General features: G+C 64.4%; 22 protein-coding genes. 12 read left to right on the top strand and 10 right to left on the bottom strand.

All coding sequences use genetic code 11. The features are described from left to right. The first annotated feature begins 40 nt into the window (after nt 1-40). Nucleotides 41-916: an AraC family transcriptional regulator gene (locus tag N2605_RS01705; RefSeq protein WP_260345651.1), complete on the top strand. Its 876-nt coding sequence runs from the start codon at nt 41-43 to the stop codon at nt 914-916. A 170-nt stretch (nt 917-1,086) separates the two neighbouring features. Here N2605_RS01705 and N2605_RS01700 read toward each other — a convergent pair whose 3' ends face one another. After that, complete coding sequence (locus N2605_RS01700) at nt 1,087-1,380, bottom strand: antibiotic biosynthesis monooxygenase family protein (protein WP_036014479.1); 294 nt, start codon at nt 1,378-1,380, stop codon at nt 1,087-1,089. A gap of 361 nt (nt 1,381-1,741) precedes the next feature. Between N2605_RS01700 and N2605_RS01695 the strand changes: the two genes are divergently transcribed. The 7 genes from N2605_RS01695 (at nt 1,742) to N2605_RS01665 (ending at nt 8,979) form a co-directional block, all read left to right on the top strand. Beyond that, complete coding sequence (locus N2605_RS01695) at nt 1,742-3,934, top strand: LuxR C-terminal-related transcriptional regulator (RefSeq protein WP_260345650.1); 2,193 nt, start codon at nt 1,742-1,744, stop codon at nt 3,932-3,934. 188 nt (nt 3,935-4,122) lie between these two features. Continuing rightward, entirely contained in the window at nt 4,123-4,986 is an 864-nt protein-coding gene (locus N2605_RS01690; protein WP_225126976.1) for a L,D-transpeptidase, read from the top strand. 286 nt (nt 4,987-5,272) lie between these two features. Next, complete coding sequence (locus N2605_RS01685) at nt 5,273-5,689, top strand: hypothetical protein (protein ID WP_225140580.1); 417 nt, start codon at nt 5,273-5,275, stop codon at nt 5,687-5,689. Nucleotides 5,690-5,743: 54 nt separating this feature from the next. Beyond that, the gene (locus tag N2605_RS01680) at nt 5,744-6,766 is read left to right on the top strand and encodes an LLM class flavin-dependent oxidoreductase (protein WP_225147283.1); all 1,023 of its coding nucleotides are present in this window, start codon (nt 5,744-5,746) and stop codon (nt 6,764-6,766) included. Nucleotides 6,767-6,941: 175 nt separating this feature from the next. Next, nucleotides 6,942-7,325 (top strand): DUF2846 domain-containing protein, encoded by a 384-nt coding sequence (locus N2605_RS01675; protein ID WP_260345649.1) that lies wholly within the window; start codon nt 6,942-6,944, stop codon nt 7,323-7,325. Between the two features lie 28 nt (nt 7,326-7,353). Next, on the top strand, nt 7,354-8,427 hold the full coding sequence (locus tag N2605_RS01670; RefSeq protein ID WP_260345648.1) for a M48 family metallopeptidase: 1,074 nt from the start codon (nt 7,354-7,356) through the stop codon (nt 8,425-8,427). A gap of 153 nt (nt 8,428-8,580) precedes the next feature. Continuing rightward, nucleotides 8,581-8,979, top strand: coding sequence for a VOC family protein (locus tag N2605_RS01665; protein WP_225147281.1), 399 nt, complete (start codon nt 8,581-8,583; stop codon nt 8,977-8,979). 93 nt (nt 8,980-9,072) lie between these two features. On the opposite strand, the gene N2605_RS01660 is transcribed toward N2605_RS01665, so the two are convergent. From N2605_RS01660 to N2605_RS01650, 3 genes are all read right to left on the bottom strand, one after another. After that, on the bottom strand, nt 9,073-9,423 hold the full coding sequence (locus N2605_RS01660; protein ID WP_260345647.1) for a hypothetical protein: 351 nt from the start codon (nt 9,421-9,423) through the stop codon (nt 9,073-9,075). Further along, a complete protein-coding gene (locus tag N2605_RS01655; RefSeq protein ID WP_260345646.1) occupies nt 9,387-9,911 on the bottom strand; it encodes a hypothetical protein in 525 nt (174 codons plus the stop codon). Before N2605_RS01655 ends, N2605_RS01660 begins: the two co-directional genes overlap by 37 nt. A 174-nt stretch (nt 9,912-10,085) precedes the next feature. Next, the gene (locus tag N2605_RS01650) at nt 10,086-11,405 is read right to left on the bottom strand and encodes an aminotransferase class V-fold PLP-dependent enzyme (protein WP_225172107.1); all 1,320 of its coding nucleotides are present in this window, start codon (nt 11,403-11,405) and stop codon (nt 10,086-10,088) included. Between the two features lie 491 nt (nt 11,406-11,896). Here N2605_RS01650 and N2605_RS01645 point away from each other — a divergent pair, with 491 nt between their 5' ends. The 3 genes from N2605_RS01645 to N2605_RS01635 all read left to right on the top strand — a co-directional run bounded on the left by N2605_RS01645 (nt 11,897) and on the right by N2605_RS01635 (nt 13,413). After that, nucleotides 11,897-12,241, top strand: coding sequence for a DUF1236 domain-containing protein (locus N2605_RS01645; protein ID WP_036026829.1), 345 nt, complete (start codon nt 11,897-11,899; stop codon nt 12,239-12,241). Between the two features lie 72 nt (nt 12,242-12,313). Then, nucleotides 12,314-12,706 (top strand): hypothetical protein, encoded by a 393-nt coding sequence (locus N2605_RS01640; protein ID WP_225140585.1) that lies wholly within the window; start codon nt 12,314-12,316, stop codon nt 12,704-12,706. Between the two features lie 206 nt (nt 12,707-12,912). Further along, on the top strand, nt 12,913-13,413 hold the full coding sequence (locus tag N2605_RS01635) for a hypothetical protein (RefSeq protein WP_225140587.1): 501 nt from the start codon (nt 12,913-12,915) through the stop codon (nt 13,411-13,413). Between the two features lie 112 nt (nt 13,414-13,525). Here the strand turns inward: N2605_RS01635 and N2605_RS01630 are convergent, their stop codons facing one another. Next, nucleotides 13,526-13,804, bottom strand: coding sequence for a hypothetical protein (locus tag N2605_RS01630; RefSeq protein WP_192893365.1), 279 nt, complete (start codon nt 13,802-13,804; stop codon nt 13,526-13,528). Nucleotides 13,805-13,846: 42 nt separating this feature from the next. On the opposite strand from N2605_RS01630, the gene N2605_RS01625 reads away from it, so the two are divergent. Then, entirely contained in the window at nt 13,847-14,275 is a 429-nt protein-coding gene (locus N2605_RS01625; protein WP_036026530.1) for a hypothetical protein, read from the top strand. A gap of 87 nt (nt 14,276-14,362) precedes the next feature. On the opposite strand, the gene N2605_RS01620 is transcribed toward N2605_RS01625, so the two are convergent. The 5 genes from N2605_RS01620 to N2605_RS01600 all read right to left on the bottom strand — a co-directional run bounded on the left by N2605_RS01620 (nt 14,363) and on the right by N2605_RS01600 (nt 20,082). Next, the gene (locus N2605_RS01620; protein ID WP_225114321.1) at nt 14,363-14,821 is read right to left on the bottom strand and encodes a hypothetical protein; all 459 of its coding nucleotides are present in this window, start codon (nt 14,819-14,821) and stop codon (nt 14,363-14,365) included. A 10-nt stretch (nt 14,822-14,831) separates the two neighbouring features. Beyond that, nucleotides 14,832-15,050: a hypothetical protein gene (locus N2605_RS01615; RefSeq protein ID WP_036026528.1), complete on the bottom strand. Its 219-nt coding sequence runs from the start codon at nt 15,048-15,050 to the stop codon at nt 14,832-14,834. Between the two features lie 105 nt (nt 15,051-15,155). After that, entirely contained in the window at nt 15,156-16,715 is a 1,560-nt protein-coding gene (locus N2605_RS01610) for a hypothetical protein (protein ID WP_225140589.1), read from the bottom strand. Between the two features lie 56 nt (nt 16,716-16,771). Further along, nucleotides 16,772-17,935 (bottom strand): glycoside hydrolase family 5 protein, encoded by a 1,164-nt coding sequence (locus N2605_RS01605; protein ID WP_225140591.1) that lies wholly within the window; start codon nt 17,933-17,935, stop codon nt 16,772-16,774. Between the two features lie 2 nt (nt 17,936-17,937). Next, entirely contained in the window at nt 17,938-20,082 is a 2,145-nt protein-coding gene (locus N2605_RS01600) for a GumC family protein (protein WP_260345644.1), read from the bottom strand. Nucleotides 20,083-20,152 lie beyond the last annotated feature (70 nt).

Here is a 20,152-nt window from a genome sequence, read left to right as displayed (position 1 = left end):
GAATGTGTATTCAGGCGACGTCGCTGCGCAGGAAGTCGCGATGCAACGTGTCATTGAGAATGCGTCGACAATCGATCGCTTGAGCTCCCGGCCGGATGGCTGGCGGCGCACCCAATGGGCGAACGGCGCATTCGAAACGGCGTACCGGCCGATGACCTCCATCGTCGAAGGACGCATCCTGTCGCCAAATCACCTCATCATGGCGACCCTGTCCGGCGGCGCCGAGCGACATGAAATCTCGGCCGATGGCGGGCATCGCTATGACGGGCCCGATTTGCCGTCGACCGTTTCATTTCTCCCGGCTGGCTGCGAACGACGGCTTCGGCTTCACAATGTGGGTTGGCGATGGGCAGCGATCGCCCTCGACCCCGCCAGGATTTCAGCAATCGCCGGTGCATCGATCGAAGGACTCGGCCCCCTGTCGGGCTCGGAAGACAGCTTCGTCTGGAACATGCTCGCGGAGTTCGAACGAGTTGACGCGCTGGAGGGAGGTCTCGACGCGATCTATTGCGACACGATGAGCCTTGCTCTCGTTGTATACCTTGCACGCCGATACGGTGGTGCAAGAGTGAAGGATACATCGATCAAGCTGCCGGCGTGGAGGCTACGGCGCGTCACCGAATTCATCGACGCGCATTTAAGCGCGACAATTCGGATTGCCGATCTCGCTGATCTTGCGCAGCTCTCGGAAGGCCATTTCCATCGCGCATTCAGGGCAGCGACGGGGCAGACGCCGCTGGCATTCGTCCATGCGCGGCGAGTCGCAATGGCAAAACAACTGCTGGCGAGCAGCAAGCTTTCGGTCGCGCAGATGGCGCTACGCGTCGGTTTTCTCAGTCCCGCGCATTTTGCCCGCGTCTTCCGGTCAATGACCGGCCAGAGCCCATCCCAATATCGACGCTCATTCCATCTTTGACGGGGGAAGTAGCGCCTGACTGCCAATGGCGGACAACGGCAGTCGGCAAATAGCTGACGACACGCCTCAACCCTGCGTCATGTTCCGACGAGCCCGTGGCCCCGGCGTCAAGACGCAGCGGTTCACGACCAAGGACCCCTGCGGGTGATGACGTCGCGGCGCTGCCCGCGCTACAGCGCGAGCACGACCTCGCCCGACACCGCGTCCGTCACGCCGCGTCCGTTGCCCTGGTCCTCGAGCACCGGCCTGAAACTGTCGAGGGTCTTGATCATCGCCGAGCGTGCCGCCACCAGCGCGTCCTGGCTGGACCACGTGCCGATGAGGCAGAAGGTCTGATCGCCGGTCCTGATGATGACGCCGTGCTCCAGTCCCGGCCATTTGGCCTTGCCGTCTCGGTGCGCATCGAGAAAGGCGCCTTCCTGGCCCGGCTTCACCTTGAACTTGACGACGTTGTAAACCTGCATGACGCGCCTCCGGAAAATGATTGGATGAAAATGCGAGCGCCGTACCAGATCGGGTTCGGACCGATATCTTTGCACCCCCGCAACAAAAAGTCGAAAACAACCCCACGCACGGTAGGCGCGGGCAACAAAATCAGCGACTTAGAGCGCGGCGAGCCGGGATAGATCTCCGCGGCGGACCAGGCTGCTTCAGCAAGCACGATCTTTCGAATGACCGCAGCGCACTCTGCTCATTTTACGAAAGCGTTGCACCGTCGGGCAAAACAGGAACAGGATGGCGCATCGGAAGAATCAAGATGGGCCGACCCCATCCGCTGCTCCGTACTGACATCCCTGGGCTTCACACCTCGTGGAACCAACGAGCGTGTCGCGCGTTGCTGCGCTGCTCTTGAAGGTGACGCGGCTGAAGCCGGGTCGCATTTCTGGGCCAATCAAGACGGGAAAGCCGGGCGAGCCAAACCAGATGCGTCGTATCCGACTCGTGATCGCAGATCGCCGTCCGATCGTCTTGCAGGGTTTTGCCACGCTATTTGCGACCGAACGTGACTTCGAGATCGTTGCGTCCTGCATCAATGGAGCCGATTGCCTCGAAGCCGTCCGGACGTTGGCGCCGGACGTCGCGCTTGTCGAGGATGGATTTCCCGATCTGACGGCCTCGGCCATGCTGACCGCCGTCAACACCGAACGCCTTCCCACACGGCTGGTCTTCTACACCGCATCGATCGCGCGCGGCGATCTCGCTGCCGCCGTCGCAGCGGGTGCCTGCACCGCCATACCGATGCGCGAGGAGCCCGAAAACCTGTTGCAGTCGCTGCGGCTGGTGGCGCCGGCTGCGGACCGCAAGACCGGCAGTCGCGCCTTTGGCGAAAATAGCCTGGCAGCACTGACGGACCAGGAGCACAAGATTATCCGCCTGGCCGCCAGCGGCATGTCGAACAAGGAGATTGCGCGCCAGATCAAGGTCGCCCCAGCCAGAGTTGAGGCGCGAATCGAACAGATATCTGCGCAGCTTGGCATCAAAAACCGAACGGAGCTCGCAAGGTTCGCCCTGTCGCGGCTTTACGGCGGGGTCGGCGCGCTTGCAGCTCTGATCTGGGCCGTGCTCGACGACCTTCAATCCGCGAACGCGGCCGCGGCCGATCATGCGGGTGCCGATAACGTCACGGTCATGACCGCGGATGGCACCGGTGCGGTCGTGACGATCAAGATCACCTCCGCAAAAACGACTCCTGCTCCGGGCAAGATGGCCAGAGCCGTCCGTATCGAGAGCTCCCCGACGGACATGCCGACGCGGGCCGCCAAGCTCATCGAATCCCGAGCCGATATTGCTGGCAGCACGATCACAGTGCCGCCACTCAACCCTGCAAGGCCGGGCTTGAGCAGCGCCGGCACGTTCATGATGACGGCAGTCGGAGTCTCGCTCCTGAGCAGTCACGCCCAGGCGTTCACTGCTTGGGAAAGACCGAGCGATGTCTTTGCGTGGGCTGACGCGAACGCCCCCCGCGAGTTGGTCGCCCTCGATAGTCCCGGCAGGCCCGATCTCGACGGCTTCGACAAGCTGCCCTGGCTCGATCCCGACACACACCATGAATCATTCGCGTTGGAAGCTGCCCGAGGCGACGCCATGGCCAGAGCCGACGAGGTTCAGATCATCGATGCGGCCGCGCGCGAGGACGGCTTCGGCGACAACGGCAACCCTCATATCGGATCCGGCGCCATCGACGCTCTGAGTGATCATGGCGGCTTGGAACAGGCGGCCGCAACGGGCGCGAGGAATGCCGAACGCGGCACGACACAGGCAGCGGCGATCGACGCACGCGATCATGGACAAGCGCAGCGCGATTTGCACGCTTCGGAAGACGGCGCAGCAGCCGGCAAGCCGGAGACCGAGCACGGGCCACCCGACCACGCATCAAGCCAGGGAAAATCGCACGCTTCGGAGAAGGATGCAGCAGCCGGCAACAAGCATGCCGAGCTCGGCCCGCCGGAGGGCGATTTCGCTCGTGGACAATCGCAGCGTGATTTGCATGGTTCGGAAAACGGTGCAGCGGCCGGAAAGCATCAGGACAAGCAGGGCTCGACCGGGCACGACTCCCATCATGGACAATCGGATCACGCTTCGGAACCCGGTTCCGCAGCTGCCAAGCAGCTTGCCGACGATGACGGACCCGCAAGCCATGCCAATTCCGGCGAATCGCAGCGTGACTTGCACCAGGCGCATCCAAACGCTTCTCAAAATCCGCATGCAGAGCCGGGCCAAAAGGCTGACGGCCACGACCCGGCGAACCACGGCGCCGGTGCAGCACAAGCGGCTGCCGCGCCCGGGCCCGGAGATTCCTTTCATTTCAGGAACGATATGCCATCGGCCAAGGGTTCGGATCATCGCGAGAGTGGCTATGGCACCGACACGGCAGAACACGGCCCGCACCGTGCCGGACATCCCGAACTGTCGCTGATCCCAGATGCAGATCTGATTGGCCATTCGCACGCGGAGCAAAGCGCCGTTGATCACGCGAGGGGCGTTGAGCATCATCCAGTGCATGATTGGTTTGTGTAGCTGACCAAGCAGAAGCTGCCAAAGCAAGAGGACGAATGACGCCGCTTCGCTCGACGGTCTCCCGCGCGGCCGCCGCGGGCTCAGCCGGCGTTAACCATGGTCGACGGTTCCGGTCCCAGCGAAATCGCTTCGAAGTTTCTTAAATCTTGCTGGGTACTCCTCCTGGGCGTGGCGACCTGGGAGAAGACATGAGCAAGCGGGCCAAACGCCGGAAGGTCGAGACGATCGCACTGCCGATGGCAGCGAGAGTCGGAATTGGCGCCGTGGCCATCGCAGCATTGGGGTATGGCCTGCTGGCTCGCCCGGGAAACGTGCAACCGGTGCGGAAGCCGTCCGCGCCCCAGGCCATGGCATCGTCAACGCCGGTCTACGTGGCACCGCAGGTTCACGCAGCAGCGCCCGCGCCGCCCCCGGTTCCTACTCCGGCGCCGCTGGTCGAACCGCCCAAAGCCGACGCCGAAATTCCCGGAGCCTTGGTCCGGCAGGTGGTCGACTATGCCAGCCGCCAGACGCCGGGCACCGTGATCATCGATACCAACAACACGTTCCTCTATCTCGTCCTGAGCGACACGCAGGCGATGCGCTACGGCATCGGTGTGGGCCGCGAAGGTTTTGCGTGGTCCGGTGAGCAAACCGTGGCGCGCAAGGCAGAATGGCCGGATTGGCGCCCGCCTGCGGAGATGGTCTCGCGTCAGCCTTATCTGCCGCGGTTCATGGCGGGCGGCCCCGGCAATCCGCTCGGCGCCCGGGCGATGTATCTCGGCGAGACCGAATATCGCATTCACGGCACCAACAAGCCCGAGACGATCGGCAAGCGGGTGTCGTCCGGCTGCATCCGCCTGACCAACGAGGACGTCGTCGACCTCTATGAGCGGGTGAAAGTCGGCGCGAAGGTGATCGTGCTTCCGACGAATGCGGCCCGTCGACCGTCCCAGGGTACGCCGCCCGATGCCGCATCCCGATCTCCGGACCCGGCCTCGCCGTCGAACCGGCCGTCGGCAACGAGCGCACAGGTGCCATCACCCGGACCGAAGATCGCCGAGGTGCAGTAGTTCGGTCCTTCCTCCTGGCTCTGCCCCGAGGACAAAGAGCAATTCAAGTCGTCACTTCACGTCGATAGCCACGGCCGAACAGACCATCTTGCGCGACCAAAGCCGGTCTGCGTTGGCAAGATGCGGCACCGAATTAACCCTATCGACAAATGATTGCCGTTGGGCGGCGGCCGCCGGCAAAGTTGCCTCATTGACGCGCAGAATTTTCAGCGGCGCTAACCTGGGTCAGAGGCGCGTTATGCTGAGAATGGCGTTGTTGGGCCTCCTCATCCTGTTGAGTGTGGGAATGCTGTCGGCCATGGAGCTGAGCGCTCCACCGCGTCGCATCGCCGCCACGGTCCAGCCGCCTGCCGAGCAGAACGCAAGCATCCCCGCTTCGCACGATGCGCTGGCGAAGGCCGATCGCCTCGAGGTTGCCGCTGAGAGCCGCGCGATGCCGACACAGACCGCTTCGATGGATAACCCGGTTGCTCCGCAGGACGTGCATGTCCGTTCATTCGCGCCGACGCCGATCGTCCGTCCGCGAAGCAAACCGAAACGGATCGCGACCGCTGAACCTCCCAAGCCGAAGCCAAAGGCATTTGTCGTCAAACGAGCCGCCACTGTTCAGCGCGAAAAGGCGGCCAACGAGACCGAGCAGTGTCGCCTCAAGGCGTTCGGCGGCCTGCTCAAGGCTTTGAACTTGACCGGCTGCGAAATCTGAGGCCGCCTCCAGGAACGTCTCGCAAACTCTTCCGATCAGCCATATGTTGCCCGCATGAAAAAGATCGGATTTCTCTCCTTCGGGCACTGGACGCCCTCGCCGCAATCCCGGACGCGCTCGGCGGCGGATACGCTGCTGCAATCGATCGAGCTGGCGGTCGCGGCCGAACAGCTCGGGGCCGACGGCGCCTATTTCCGCGTGCATCATTTCGCGCGGCAGCTGGCCTCGCCGTTTCCGCTGCTCGCGGCCGTCGGCGCCAAGACCAGCCGAATCGAGATCGGCACGGCCGTGATCGACATGCGCTACGAGAACCCGCTCTACATGGTGGAGGACGCCGGCAGCGCCGATCTCATCGCTGGCGGACGGCTTCAGCTCGGCATCAGCCGCGGCTCGCCCGAGCAGGTGATCGACGGCTGGCGCTATTTCGGCTATCGGCCGGCCGAAGGCCAGAGCGACGCCGACATGGGGCGGCGCCATGCGGAGGTCTTCCTCGACCTGCTGCGCGGCGAAGGATTCGCCGAGCCCAATCCGCAGCCGATGTTTCCCAACCCGCCGGGGCTGCTGCGCCTGGAGCCGCATGCGCCCGGCCTGCGCGAACGGATCTGGTGGGGCGCCGGCTCGAACGCCACCGCGGTGTGGGCGGCGAAGCTCGGCATGAACCTGCAGAGCTCGACGCTGAAGAACGACGAGACCGGCGAGGCCTTTCACGTGCAGCAGGCGGCGCAGATCCGTGCCTATCGCGCGGCGTGGAAGGAAGCAGGCCACAGCCGCGAGCCCCGCGTCTCCGTCAGCCGCAGCATCTTCGCGCTGATGGACGATCGCGACCGCGCCTATTTCGGCGGCGAGCGCGGCAGCGAAGACGAGATCGGCTTCATCGACCCGCGCACGCGCGCGATCTTCGGGCGGAGTTATGCGGCCGAGCCCGACGTGCTGATCGAACAGCTGCGCCAGGACGAGGCGATCACCGAAGCCGATACGCTGCTGCTGACGATCCCGAACCAGCTCGGCGTGGATTATTGCGCGCATGCGATCGAGGCGATCCTGATGCATGTCGCGCCGGCGCTGGGGTGGCGGTGACCTGAAAGGCGTGACACGACCGCAAGTCGTGATTGACTTCATGCACCACCGACGCCAATGATCCCTCGGGGCATTGTTGGACTGATCGGGGGGTTGAATGGGCTTGCGTCCAGGAATTTTCGTTGCAGCATTCTTGCTAGCGGGGTGTGCGTCAGGGCCGATGGGCAGCTCGGCGGTGACAGAGAACGTCAAGGCCAACACTGCGCGGCTTGTCATCTATCGCTCGTCCGCCCTCGGTTTTGCGATCCAGCCAAATTATGCGGTCGATGGAAACGTCGTTGGAGGCAGCCAGGCTGCAGGGTTCGTCGCCTGCGAGCTGCCTCCGGGCCGCCACGAGGTTGCGGTCAACAATCTTCCACTGAGTACCAACCTGTTCGGGCAGGGAAGCGAGAAAGTGAGCCTCGATCTGCGCGCCGGCAGCACCACCTACCTCTCCGCCCAGCCACAGGTGGGAATCATCACGCCCGGTGCGATCACGTTGGTTCAGGTCACGGAAAGCCAGGGTCGTGCCGACGTCGCCAGCTTGCATCAGAGCAACAGCTCATGTGGCAAGGCGTGATCTGAGGCTCTCCGCGGCCGAAACGCGGATGAAACGCCTTATTCTGCAAATCGTCTTGCGCCTTGGTCGCTATGCGGTGCTTCCCGTCGTCGCGCTGGCATGCACGATTCTCGCCATCTGGCTGATGATCATGGACCGCTACACGATTGCGGCGCTGGCCACGGCACCGATTGTGTTCACAAGCTCCATGGCCACCATAGCACTCGCAATTGGGCTCCTGTTCCTGCCTTCGCGCAAGCATGGCGGTTTCGAAGCCGACGAACAGACCGCCCCGGGGCTTTGGGCCGCATGGAGGGAGCTCGATCGCAGTTTTGTCAGATCGAACCGCACTCTGCTGGTCGACACCGATTTCAACGCTTCGATCTCGGAAGAAAGCCGGTATGCGGGCGTGTTCGGACAGCATGTCACGATGACCATTGGTCTGCCATTGTTGATGATCCTGGACCAGCGATCGGTTCGTGCCGTTATCGCTCATGAAGTGGCGCACGCCCGGCTTCGGCACACTTCGGGAGGCACCAACCTCGCCGATTTCATGGCGGCCGCGGAGAACGTTTTCTTCTACGCCGATCCGGAGCACACGATTACCGGATACATTGCTCGCATCCTACTCCATTCCCTGCTCGAAAGGCTGGAGAAGGAATACAAGGCATTGTCACGGGAGAACGAGCTTGCCCCCGATCTGGAAGCGGCCGAGCAGGTTGGACGCGAGGAGATGGCACGCGCGCTGGTGATGATGGAGGTTTGTGGAGCACGTCTGGCCGATCTCGTCTTCGCTCCCCTGCAGAAGGAGGTGCTCGGCGCAATCAAGGCGCCATCGCCGCCATTCGCGCGAATCTTAGATCAGATTCCAGCTATAAGAGCGCCGGGATTCATGACCGCCGCCGTCGCCAGTCTGAGCCGCCAGCACGATCCCGATTCGACACATCCGCCTTTTGGCCAGCGGTTGGCCAGCCTCGGATACATCGACGTACCTGACGTTGGCGAGATAAAAATGTCCGCGGTTGACCAACTTCTCTCACCGGACGCTGCCAACCAACTCACCTTACGATTCGATGAGGAATGGCGGAAGAAGGTCCAGGAGTGGGTCAGCGTCGGCAGATGAACGTGCGGGCTCTGGCCGAGCGAACAATTGCTCGACGATCTTCGTGTGTCCGTGCTAGCTCTTGGGACCGGCGGCAGGATCACGCGAGCTGGACAGTGTTATGCTATCCTGTCTCCTCCACAGCGAGCTTGCCGCCATTCGCCGGGTCGCGCGATGAATCAGCGTCTGTCACTCGTCAGTCTCGTGGTCGCCGACTATGATGAAGCGATCGCCTTCTTCACGCGCGCTCTGGATTTCGAGCTTTGCGAGGACACGCCGCTCGGCGGCGGCAAGCGCTGGGTGGTGGTGCGGCCGCGGGGCAATCCTGGTTCTGGCCTGCTCCTGGCGCGAGCAGACGGGCCGGCGCAGACGGCGCGCATCGGCGACCAGACCGGCGGGCGCGTCTTCCTCTTCCTGGAAACGGATGATTTCGAGCGCGATCATGCGCGCATGGTTGCCGCCGGCGTGCGTTTCGTCCGGCCGCCGCGGCACGAGGCCTATGGCGTCGTCCCGGTTTTCGAGGACCTATGCGGCAACCGCTGGGATCTCATCCAATCGACCAGCCGCAGTTGATGCCCGACGCCGCCGGTTCCGCCTGCCTCGCGCTTATCTCGACCTTGAGGCGCATCGTCGATTGGGGCGTATCACGTCTCGCAGCCGAGGTGCTCAGACCATAGAAGCGACTTTCGGAAAGAGCTGGCTGAGCGCATCGGCATTGACGCCATCCGCGCCGCGCCACCAGATGACCGGGTAGGCCCAATCATTGGTGTGATCGGGAGGCCGGTCCCGGAACTCATCCGGCGTAAAGGCCTGCAGGAAGCCGCTGCGGCGCGCCGGCTTCAGGACGCCGCAATAACCGAGAATCTGGATGAGAACGCACCGCTCGGCTCGGTTCGACTTGAGCACTTTGCCGATGCGCTTCTCCAGCTCATTCGGCCTTGCGTCCGGAGGGAGGCCAGAGGCGATGCCGACGATCTCCGTCAGAATCGAGCAATCTTCCTCCGTCGGCTCGACCAAATCAGCTTTTTCGAACTGCGCGAGATCGAACCAGCAGTACAGGGGGTCGACGTGACGAACGCCGCCCATTTCCATCTCTCGAAGCTCAGCACGTTGAGATCCTCTTGCGCCGGGCTCCCGTCACCGTAGCGCCCGCAGATGCGGCAGGGCAGCCGGCGGCCGAGCGCTCGAGAGGCCTGTTCCCGAAGCCCATGAAGAGGGAAATATGCGGCACAGGAGAAGCTGCCCAGCGCCGAGCGCAAATCGAGCCGGCGGGTGCTGAGACTGGCAAGGAAGGCGTTGGCGGCCCGTTCCAGATTCACCCGGGGACGGATAGAGACGAGCCGCGCGACGATGTCGTCATGCGTCACGGCGACGGGATCGAACATGTAACCGGCTTGACGGGCATACTCGAAATCCGCCTGATCAGTCGCCGAACTTTGCTTCCAGCCCTTTGGCGACCAATAGGCATTGAAAAGGATCTGAAGGGCTTTCCTGTCGTGAGGCACGAGCCGTCTCCTACCCATGCCGTCGCGGCTCAGTCGCATCGGCGACCGTTGGATCGCCTGCGCTTGTAACCCACTCACCGCCCCCGTCGGAACAGAATTGCGAAGCCGTGCACGGCCGAGCCCGCCCGACCGGCGTGCGACCTCTGGCGATCGAGCGGCCGTGTCATACCAGCCTTACCCCGTCTTCGTCCCCGTGATGACGGCCAGCGCCTCGACGAGGCGGCCGAGATCGGCCTCGTCGGTGAAGAGCGCCGGCGTCACACGGATGCACTGGCCTTTGGCGACGCCGGCGCGGCGCACCGTCATGATCCTGTAGCTGTCCCGAAGCTTCGCAACGATGGCCTCGTTGTCGGCCTTGCCGGTCTTGCCGGCGAGGCGGAACGACGTGATCGCGCCATATGAGCCGGCTTCATCCGGCGTCAGGATCTCGATGTCCTTGAAGCCGCGGACGCGGCTCACCCAATAGTCGCGCAGATGGCGCAGACGCGCTTGCTTGGCCGCGCCGCCGATCTGCTGATGCAGCGCCAGCGCCGTCGGCACCGTCAGCATCGTGGCGAAATTGACCGTGCCGGTATGCACCCGCGAGCGGATGTCGCTTTCCGGAAAATCCTCGTCGCACATGTTGCGGTCGATGGCCGCGAGGCGATCCTTCCTGATGTAGAGGAAGCCGACGCCGAGCGGCGCGCCGATCCATTTGTGCAGATTGAAGCCGACGAAATCGGCCTCGAGCTCGCTCACCCGGAAGTCGAGCTGCCCCCAGGAATGGGCGGCATCGACGATGGTGTCGATGCCCTTGGCCTTGGCCATGCGGGCGATCTCGGCGACCGGCATGACGAAGCCGGTGCGGTGGCTGACATGGGTCAGGAGCAAAAGCCTCGTTTTCGGGTTCGCCTCGATGGCGCGGGCATAGGCGTCGAGCACAGCCTGGCGGGTGGCGGGCTCCGGCACGTCGAACTTGACCACTTCGACGCCACGGCGCGCCTTCAGCGCGTTCATCGCATATTGCATCGAATCATAGTCGAGATCGGCATAGAGCACGCCGTCGCCCGGCTTCAGCCTGTTGTAGCCGCCGATGAGGAGCTGAAGCGCCTCGGTGGCGCCGCGGGTGAGCGCGATCTCAGCTGGAAGCGCGCCGACAGCCTCCGCCACCTTGGTGCGCACGGCCTCGAAATCCGCACCCGCACGCAGCCGCGCGTAATAGGTGTTCTGATAATTGACCATGTCGGACTGGCGGATGAACTCGCGCCGCACGGGCTCGGCCATGATGCCCCAATAGCCGTTCTCGAAATTGACGATGTCCGGCGTCACGGCATAGAGCCCCTTCACGGCCGCCCAATAGGACTTGTCGGTGGCGATGGCAGCCACTGAGCCGGTCGGCTGCGGCGGAAGTCCCTCGGCGGCAAAGGCCGGCCCCGCAAGCGGCGCCACGGCTGCTGCCGCGAGGCCCTTGAGCATCGCGCGGCGGTCCGCTGAAAACGTCCTGATCAGTTGCATGTCAGCTCTCCCCAGAGCGTTTTCGAGCGAAGCGGCGTCGGGATCGCATCGCGAAAACGCCAAACGACGATCCAGAGCTCCGTTCCGACGTCACCGGACGAAGCAGGCTCTGGCGCGCGGGACAAGAGCAACGGACGATGCAGCGGAGATGACCGGAGCGTGACAATGCGATGATCGGAAGCCGATGGCGACGGCGCGGCCGGAGCACCGGCCTCGACGCGCGCGAGCGGATGTGGGGTCCGGTTTCTTCCTTTGTCCGGAAACCGGAACCTTCACATTCATTGCAGGTAGCCGATGAGATAGATGCCGCCGCCCAGGACGATGAGCGCGGGCACCGCCCAAAGAATCAACACAGGCATTTTCCTCTCCTCCAGTTGAGTGCTCCCGGTGAGAGAACGGGAAAAAACGGCAAACGTTCCGGGTTTTGCCGGAACGGCGCAGCTGATGGCGAGTTCATTGCAGCGCCGCATGCAGCGGCGAGGGAGAACGCAATGAAGAAGCTCATGTTGATTTCGGCCGCCGCTCTGCTCGTGTCGACGGGCGCGATGGCACAAACCACCGTCACCACCACGACCGGAGCCGGGCACGGCGCGGCCGTGCAGATCGAACCGGAGTACCGCACCAAGATCCGGTCCTACGTCACCGAGCGCAAGATCCGTCCGGTCGAAACGCGCGAAAAGATCGTCGTCGGTTCGCCCGTGCCGAGCGACGTCGAGCTCGCAGCCGTGCCGAGTGACTGGGGTCCCTCGCTCACCAAGTACCGCTACGTCTACTCGGGCAACCGCGTGATGTTGGTCGATCCCGGCAGCCGCATGGTCGTCCAGGAGATTGACTAAACCGCCGCACGGCGGGTCGTCGAGGCGGCCCGCCCGTGCATTCTTTCGACAGCTCGTTTGCGGTAGCGCCTGATGCCGATCGTTCGATATTTCGTGTTTGCAAGCAGTTTCGTCGTGGCGCTGCTCTTGTTGCTGGATCGCTCTCTGCCGGAGCCCGCGGAGCGTGCTGCCGGCCCGGAGGCCGCTCGGGCCACCATTCGCATCCACTCCGCACGGGCGCTGCCTGAAAAAATCATCTTCGACACATCCACTCGGATCGCCGCCACCGTCTCCACTCCCCTGCTCGCCGCCGACGCGCCTGATCGCGGTACGAGCGGCGCATTGACGATGCTTGAAACGCGAACGCCGGACGTCGCGGCATCTCGGCGCGACACGGCGCGCGCAGCCGGTCTGCATTCGAATCGGAATGGCCGCGCGGCTTCCTCTCGCCTCTCCACGCGTCAGGTGACGGCCGGAGCATTCTGAGAGCCGGCGATCGTAGCGAACGCGACTCCATGGCCGCAGCACCAGATGAACGCTGAATGAATAAAAGCTGTGCGCTTCGCGTCGCGGAACTGTCTCAGGCTGAATCGAAGCGTCAACGTGTCCGACACAAGGAACGTTTCCGCGATTGCCAATTTATCCCGGGCCTGATTGGCGATTTGATTTTTGGAAACCTGGAGGAAATGCACATGAGGATCCTGAAGCTCTCTGCGGCTGCGGCCGCGCTGCTGGCCGGCACGGCGCTCGCCGTTGCGCAATCGAGCTCGACGGTCGGCACCGGCGGTTCATCGGCCGGCGGCGGCACCAGCTCTTCGACGGTGGGCACCGGTGGCTCTTCGGCTGGCGGCAGCGGGTCAGGCTCTGCTTCGACACTCGGCACCGGCGGCTCTTCGGCCGGCGGCGGCACCAGCTCTTCGACCGTCGGCACCGGCGGATCGGCGGCCGGCAGTGGCTCGGGCAGCGGCTCGGCCTCGACGCTCGGCACCGGTGGTTCATCGGCGGGCGATGGCAAGAGCTCATCCAGCGTCGGCACTGGCGGCTCGGCTGCGGGCGGCTCGACCGTTGGCCAGTCCGGTTCGTCGAAATCGCCCGGCATGGGCGACGGCAAGTCCGGTAGCCACGCCAGCGACATGGGCCTCGAAAAGGGCAAGGGCCATAACAAGGACGAGTGGAAGAAGGACAGGAACTAGTGCCTTGACCAGGAGCGGCAGCGATGCCGCTCCTTCGTCTTTGTTGGAGGAGAACTCGCATGAACAGATCAATCATTGCGATCGCAGCGTTGGCACTGACGTTTAGCGCAGCTCAGGCGGCTACCATGGAAAAGACCGGCAAGACGGCGTCGGGCGAGACGTGCAAGGTGACGGTGGTGAAGCATGCGGACGGCAGCATCACGGCCGCGGGCGCATCGGGTTCAGGCACGACGGGCTCGACCGCATCGAGCGGCTCGCTGTCGAGCTCGAGCTCTGCCGGCGGATCGTCGGTCAATGTGCAAGCGGGCGGCGGCCACGTCTCGAGCTCCTCGTCGACGGCGGGTGGGCCCGGCTCCACCAGCGCCAGCACCATCACCGTCAACGGCTGCACAATCTCGACCTCGTCGCCTTAGGGTACAGAAAGGATTGAATCATGAGAACGCTCGTTACGACCTCGGCGGTCGCGCTTCTGCTTGCCGCCACTTCACCATTGCTGGCGCAGACCAGCATCACCGGCGGCAGCGGCGGCTCGGCTGCAGCAGGCGGCACCTCCGCCTCCACCGTCGGCACCGGCGGAACGTCCACCTCGGCGACGGGCCGCACCGGCTCTTCGATCGCGGCCGGCGGAAGCGCCGCTACCGTCGACGGCAAGACCAAGACCGGCGTCAGCATGAACAAGGGCAACGGTCCGGTACTGAACTCCAACGCCCGCGCGCAAGCCCATGATGGCGGCACGTTCAGCCGCTCGCACACCCGCACCAAGGTCAAGGCCGGCGAGCAGGTCGGCTCGACCACCAAGACGATGTCGCATGTGCCGGGCTCGAAGCCGACAATGTCGAGGACGACGACGACGGCGCGCTAGAATCGCGCGGCTCTATTCCTCACCACCTGCTGCCCGGCTTGGCCCGGGCAGCTTTTCCGTTTGCGACTTTCCGTCTTGCGAGCCGGCTCAGCCACCACGCAGGCTGTGGCTGATCCGGGTGACGACGGCATCCCATCGCCGCTTCTGGGCGGCCGGATAATTGATCAGAACGCAGTGCACGTAGCCGCGCGCGAAATTGCAGCGGTTGTACCAGATCTTGTCGCGCTTGATGCTCGAGACCACGAAGAAGTTCGAGCTGATCCGTTTGTAGATGATCCCCGTCGGCGGATTCTTGCTGGCGAGGAATTCGGCCGGCGACAGACCTTGCCGGTTCTCGACGGCCTGAACGGTGAAGTCGGCATTGCCGTCGGAGCTGCGGAAATGCTGCCCATATCCGTCAGGCTTGCCGGCCGGTTCGGTGAAGATCGCGGCGGGAATGTCGACCGACGTTCCGGATTCCGGGATGCGGTAAGTCCTCCAGCCGCTTGCCGAGGCGATCGAGGATGTCGCACAGAGCGCGATGATTGCGGCAAGCAATGTCTTCATGTCCGCCTCGTCATTTGCGCGGCGCCAGTTGCAGCTCCATCAAGGCCATCCTTTGCAGGTTGGAGACGTCCCGCTCGCCAGCGCCGGCGGTGCGCAGGATGGATTCGGCGAGCGCGTTGACATGCGAGGAATGCACAGGATCCGGCAGGGTCGCAACCGCAGCTTCCAGCGCGGTCGTCATGATCTCGATCACCTCGGGAGAAAATTCGGCGTTGGAAAAATTCTTCATCGCGTGCGTCGGCCGCTTGTGCGGGTCGTGTTCAACGCCGGGAAAAACCGGAAGTTCCTGGATGGGCACGGTCCCGAGTACTGGGACCGTCGGCAGGTCGGCAGCTCACGCAGCCGGCTGGTAGCCGGTGAGCCGAGCGGGCTCGGCATGCTCGTTTGCAACGCTCTGCACCCTCGCATGGCTGCCGATGACGAGACCGGCGAGCGAGAGCATCAGGCCCAGCGCGAGCGGCGCGAACAGGGCCTCTTCCTGAAATAATCCGTTGAGCAGAACGACCAGGATTCCGAAGCTGGCGAGGCCCTGCGTCAGATATCCCGACGACGCGTACAGGCGCCAGGCCTTGAGCGCCATCGCGAAATAGAAGGCCAGCGGCACGAAGGCCGCAATGCCCATCTGGTACAAGAGGACGCCGATCGCGCTTTCGACCGCGCCGTCGATCGTGCCGGCCGCCTGCGCGGCGCTCCAATCGATCGAAAAATAGCTATCCGACAAATTGCCGCCGATGCCGAGGCCCCGGCCGTAAGGTCTCTGCACGAATCCGTCGAGGCCGCCCATCAGGCCGATGACGTGATAGTCGCCGATCTGCAGGCCGATGCGGATCGCCAGGATCGCAAAGGCGATCATGCCGGCGAACCCCAGCAACAATGTCGCTACGGCACCGATGAGGCGGGTCCCGATCCAGCCCGCAGCCACGAAGATGACGGTGATGAGCGCTCCCTTCACGCTGCAGAAGACCAGCAGCGGCAGGGCTGCCAGGGCGAGCAGCGGGCGTCCGACCGAGAACAGGAACAGGGCGAGAAAGCCGATCCCGTAGGCGAAGCTGATCGGGTGCATGTTCGGGCCGTGAATGCGCAGCATCTTCGACAGGCCGAAGCCTTCGAGCAAGGGCGTGTTCAGGAAATCGAAGCTGAAACGATCCTTGAGTGTGACGGGCACGTTGCCGGTCTGCCGCATCTGGGTTTCCCAGACGCCGGAATGGGTCGCCTTGAGCTCGTCGAAGCCCCAGAACGTATGGCCGTTGGTGACGGCCAGCCAGACATCGCGCAAGACGAGCTCGACATAGCCGCACAGCATGAGGATGACCGCTAGCGCGACCAGGAACGGCGTGATGCGCACCTCAAAGGTTGCCGCGGTCAGGAGCGACAGCTGAAACAGAAACAGCGGCAGAACGATGTTGCGCAAATAGACCGCCGCCGGCTGTCCGTCCTGAACGAAGCCGATCGCGAAATAGAGCGAGACGACGGCGAGGGTGACGACGCCCCAGCGCATGATCTGATTGATTTCCCTCGACTGACTCCTCTGGCCCAGCACGTAGAGCGCAAACGTCGCCAGCCACATCACGGAGCAAATCAGGAAATTGTAGCCCTTGATGAAATCGAGATCGGAGGGGAGCGGGACCAGCGGCGACAGGATGGAGACGAACAGGTTCTGGAAGAACAGGACGAAGATCGCGACCGCCGGGGCCCAGGTCGGGACCGCAACGACGATGGCGATACCGATCAGGACCTCGATGATGATGGCCAGCGCGGGATTGGCGAGATGCAGAACCGGCGCAGAGCTGATCGTCGCGATGGCGATGCAGAAGGTCGCGGCCAGCTCGCGCCAGGCCGGAGGCGACGGCGCGGCCTGCACGCTCTGGCCTTGCGGTGAGTACCCGGCGCTCATCAATCGTCCTTTGCCATCGCGCCGGACACGATAGCCGCGCGAGGGGTAAGGATCCGTTAACGATCGCGGCGCACAGCGGGAGCCCGTTCAGGCCGGCCGGGCGCGCCGAGCAGCGCCCGCATCACGTCGGGATCGGGCTTGCCGGTTGCGGCATCGACGAGGCCAAAGCCTTGCTCCAGTTCCCAATGCGCCCAGCCCCAGCAATGCGCGCGAGCATAGGCAGTGACCTCCGCCAGCCAGCGCAACCGGCTCTGCCGGGGGGCGCCGGCTTTCAACACGCCGAACTCATTGACGACGATCGGCCGCGAAAATTGCTGCTGCCATGCGAGCGCGGGCGCGAGCCAGCGATCGGCTCCCGGCTTCTCCTTGGTGGCGGCAATCGCGGTATCGAGCATGGCGAGCGCCTTGACAGCGGCCCTAGCCTGCAAATCCTGCCGAAGCGCCTGAACCTTGGGATCGCCGGCATTGATCGGATAAGGCAGATCCATGATGTCGTGCAGCGGATCGCGCGCGTCCCAGTGGCCCTGGTGGGTGAACACCATCGGATCGTAGAAATGGATGGCGTAGATGACGTCAGGGTCCGCCAGGGGGCGAAACCGCGGCAGCGAGTCCGCGCGCTGCCAGTTGACAGGGCCGACGATGAGGGTGGTTGCGGGCAGCAACCGGCGAACGAAGGCGGCGAGCGCCTCGACCTCTCTTTGCCATCTGTCCGCTTCGATATCGGGCTCGTTGAGCAGCTCGGCGAAGACTAGATCGGCAGGATAGGATCGAATGACCCCTGCAAGCGCGCGCCAGGCCTCCTGCATCTCGCCCATCGCCGCATCCGGATCATCCTTGTGCAGGCGATTGAAGCGCTCGCCCGGATGAAGGTCGACGGAGCTGGAATAGCCGAGCGAGGTCAGCTGCTTCAGCGCGCTGTCGAGCACGCGCAGCGTCGCCTGGCGCTCGTCCTTTGCGGCAAAGCGCGGCATCACGCGTTCCGCCGGCACCGGCAGGCGGACATGGCTCATGCCCGCCTTGCGCAGCTGCTGCAGCAGCGCGCGGCTCGGTGGCGCACCGTTGATCCAACCGTCGGCGTTGAAGCCGCGCGAGAGGGCGGCCAGCCGCCCGGGCGAAACCGTCGACGGCAGTGGCACGCAATCCTCGGCGAATACCGGACGGCCGACCGCGATCGACAACAGCATCGCCGCAGCCAGCAGACGGCGGCGCAAGACTGTCATCGTCACACCGCAAGGCCCAAAGCGCCACCGTCGGGCTGAGGCGCCATCGAATCGGCGGGCACGTGATTGACGACGAGGCCGGTCGGCACCGCCGCGTATCTCGCCAGCGCCGCGGTCACCCTGCGCATCGCCGACGAACCAAGCTCGCCGGCGCGCGCCACCAGGACGATCAGGTCGGCATGCGCGGCGAGCGCAATGGCGTCGGGCTGCAAGGCGAGATTACCGGCGTGGACGACGATCAGGTCGAACTCCGAGCGGATATCGTCCTCGGGCCGAGCATCGGGCTTGCGGCCGGCACTCAGCAACTCGTCGATCGACTGAAGTCCCGCCGTGGTCGAGCCGTCCTGCCATTCGGTCACCGGCGGCTGGGAGCCTGCAAATTCCGGCTGGAGCCGGATCAGCACGCTCATCATGCCGCGGTTGACGGCGGCGCGATTGAGGGAGCGCGCCACCGTGTTGCCGCCGGCGCTCTTACCGACCGACAAGACCAGCGCGACCTTGCAGCCGCGCACCGGCACGCGGTCGATGCGTTCGAGCAGCGGCCGTAAGTGGGGGCCGAGATCGAGCTCGGCCGACGCGCTGACCGGTCTTTGCCAGACCGTGTTGATCCCGCCTCCTGGCGCCAGCTCGGGGATGCGAGCCCAGACAGGAAGGCGGGGCATCGCCTCGGCTGGGCGCGCGGCGGCGGCAGGAGGGGAAACTTGCCGGTTGGGCGTCTCCTCCGCTTCACGTGAGACAGGCGCCTCAACGGATTCGGGCTTGTCGGCGGACAGGCTGGTCGTCACCGCAACGGCGGCGGTCGACGTCAGCAGCGAGCCGATCGCCAGCGCCGCGAGCAGCAAGGCGAGCGGCGGACGCGTCGAGCGCAACGGCGGAATGGCAACGGATGCGATCTTGGTCTGGGACGCCTGCAGCTGACGCTGCTCATTGGTGGTCTTGAACCGCGACAGGAACTGCTCGTAGATGTTGCGGTTGGCATCGGCGTCGCGCTGCAGCTCCTGCAGCTTCACCAGCGCCTGGCCGTCGCGCAGCATCTTGGTCTCGACCGCCTTGAGCTGCTTTTCCAGCGCGTTCTGCTGCTCCAGCTGAGCCTCATATTCGGACTTGGCCGTATCGATGTTCTTCTTCCGCTCGATCTCGATCTGCCGGTTGATATCCGCCAGCTGGCTGTAGGAGATCGCAAGGTCGGGATGGCGGTCGCCATAAACCGCCTTCTTCTGCGCGATCTGGTCGTTCAGCGCCGAGCGCTGCGCGCGCAGCATGCTGAGGAGATCCTGCTTCACCGGCCCTTCGACATTGGCCTTGACGTCGCGCTGCACCTGCTCGTAGCGCGCCTTGGCCTCCTCGGTGCGGGCGCGGGCGGCGGAGACCTGCTGGGTCAGGTCGGTCACCCGCAATTGCTGCGTGGTGGATTCCTTGCCGGCATTGACGATGTTGTGCTCGAGCCGGAAGGCGGCGACGGCGTCTTCCGACGCGCGCAGGCGCTCGCTCAGCGTCTTCAGCCGGTCCTGGAGCCAGCCGGCCGCCTCGTCCGTCGCCTCGGTGCGGACGCGGCCCTGGCTGGCGACGAAGGCCTCGGCGATGGCATTGGCGTAGTAGGCGGCGCGATCCGGCCGGTTGGAGGTGAAGGAAATCGCGATGACGTAGGTCAGCCCGCGCCGGGTGATCTCGAGGCGGTTGCGGAATCTTTCGAGCAGGCGCGTCATGTCGGTATAACCGCCCGCGATGTCTTCGTCGTCCGCGATCTTGAGCTGCTCGATCAGGGGGCGGAGGAAGCCGTCGGATTTGGCGATCTCGATCTGGCTCTGCAGCGCCGCGGCATCCTGGCCGATGCCGGGCAGCACGTCCTGCTCCGAGGTCACGCGCAGCTCGCGCGGATCGAGCACGACCAGGGCCGTCGCGGCATAGCGGACCGGAAGCACCATCAGGGCGACGACGCCGAGGGCGAACAGCGCCAGCGCCAGCGTCAGAATGCGCCGGCCGTTCTCGCGCAGAAAGGACAGCGTCCCGGAGACGGTCAGCGATCCCTTGGTCAGTCCCGGCGAGGCGCCGTCAGGCTTCGCCTTCGCAGCGCGCGGCGCTTCCCACGAAGCCGCTTGCTCCGTCGGGGCGATGCTTCGCGGAGATGCGCGGCTACCGAACGCCATGGGTTGGACTCGAAATCAACTGACAGTCATAGCTCTGAGGCTTGCTACACCGTAAATATCCATGGTTAAC

It is taken from the genome of Bradyrhizobium yuanmingense, from assembly GCF_025200905.1.
Classification (GTDB): Bacteria; Pseudomonadota; Alphaproteobacteria; order Rhizobiales; family Xanthobacteraceae; genus Bradyrhizobium; species Bradyrhizobium yuanmingense.
This window is presented reverse-complemented; position numbering and strand designations above follow the sequence as displayed.

What these genes read in the sequence shown, in the direction of transcription:
- N2605_RS01645 (WP_036026829.1), top strand. Translation starts at nt 11,897, where the DNA reads ATGAAGAAGCTCATGTTGATTTCGGCCGCCGCTCTGCTCGTGTCGACG.
- N2605_RS01635 (WP_225140587.1), top strand. Translation starts at nt 12,913, where the DNA reads ATGAGGATCCTGAAGCTCTCTGCGGCTGCGGCCGCGCTGCTGGCCGGC.
- N2605_RS01705 (WP_260345651.1), top strand. Translation starts at nt 41, where the DNA reads ATGCAACGTGTCATTGAGAATGCGTCGACAATCGATCGCTTGAGCTCC.
- N2605_RS01640 (WP_225140585.1), top strand. Translation starts at nt 12,314, where the DNA reads ATGCCGATCGTTCGATATTTCGTGTTTGCAAGCAGTTTCGTCGTGGCG.
- N2605_RS01690 (WP_225126976.1), top strand. Translation starts at nt 4,123, where the DNA reads ATGAGCAAGCGGGCCAAACGCCGGAAGGTCGAGACGATCGCACTGCCG.
- N2605_RS01625 (WP_036026530.1), top strand. Translation starts at nt 13,847, where the DNA reads ATGAGAACGCTCGTTACGACCTCGGCGGTCGCGCTTCTGCTTGCCGCC.
- N2605_RS01610 (WP_225140589.1), bottom strand. Translation starts at nt 16,715, where the DNA reads ATGAGCGCCGGGTACTCACCGCAAGGCCAGAGCGTGCAGGCCGCGCCG.
- N2605_RS01680 (WP_225147283.1), top strand. Translation starts at nt 5,744, where the DNA reads ATGAAAAAGATCGGATTTCTCTCCTTCGGGCACTGGACGCCCTCGCCG.
- N2605_RS01600 (WP_260345644.1), bottom strand. Translation starts at nt 20,082, where the DNA reads ATGGCGTTCGGTAGCCGCGCATCTCCGCGAAGCATCGCCCCGACGGAG.
- N2605_RS01620 (WP_225114321.1), bottom strand. Translation starts at nt 14,821, where the DNA reads ATGAAGACATTGCTTGCCGCAATCATCGCGCTCTGTGCGACATCCTCG.
- N2605_RS01670 (WP_260345648.1), top strand. Translation starts at nt 7,354, where the DNA reads ATGAAACGCCTTATTCTGCAAATCGTCTTGCGCCTTGGTCGCTATGCG.
- N2605_RS01615 (WP_036026528.1), bottom strand. Translation starts at nt 15,050, where the DNA reads ATGAAGAATTTTTCCAACGCCGAATTTTCTCCCGAGGTGATCGAGATC.
- N2605_RS01650 (WP_225172107.1), bottom strand. Translation starts at nt 11,405, where the DNA reads ATGCAACTGATCAGGACGTTTTCAGCGGACCGCCGCGCGATGCTCAAG.
- N2605_RS01605 (WP_225140591.1), bottom strand. Translation starts at nt 17,935, where the DNA reads ATGACAGTCTTGCGCCGCCGTCTGCTGGCTGCGGCGATGCTGTTGTCG.
- N2605_RS01685 (WP_225140580.1), top strand. Translation starts at nt 5,273, where the DNA reads ATGCTGTCGGCCATGGAGCTGAGCGCTCCACCGCGTCGCATCGCCGCC.
- N2605_RS01700 (WP_036014479.1), bottom strand. Translation starts at nt 1,380, where the DNA reads ATGCAGGTTTACAACGTCGTCAAGTTCAAGGTGAAGCCGGGCCAGGAA.
- N2605_RS01665 (WP_225147281.1), top strand. Translation starts at nt 8,581, where the DNA reads ATGAATCAGCGTCTGTCACTCGTCAGTCTCGTGGTCGCCGACTATGAT.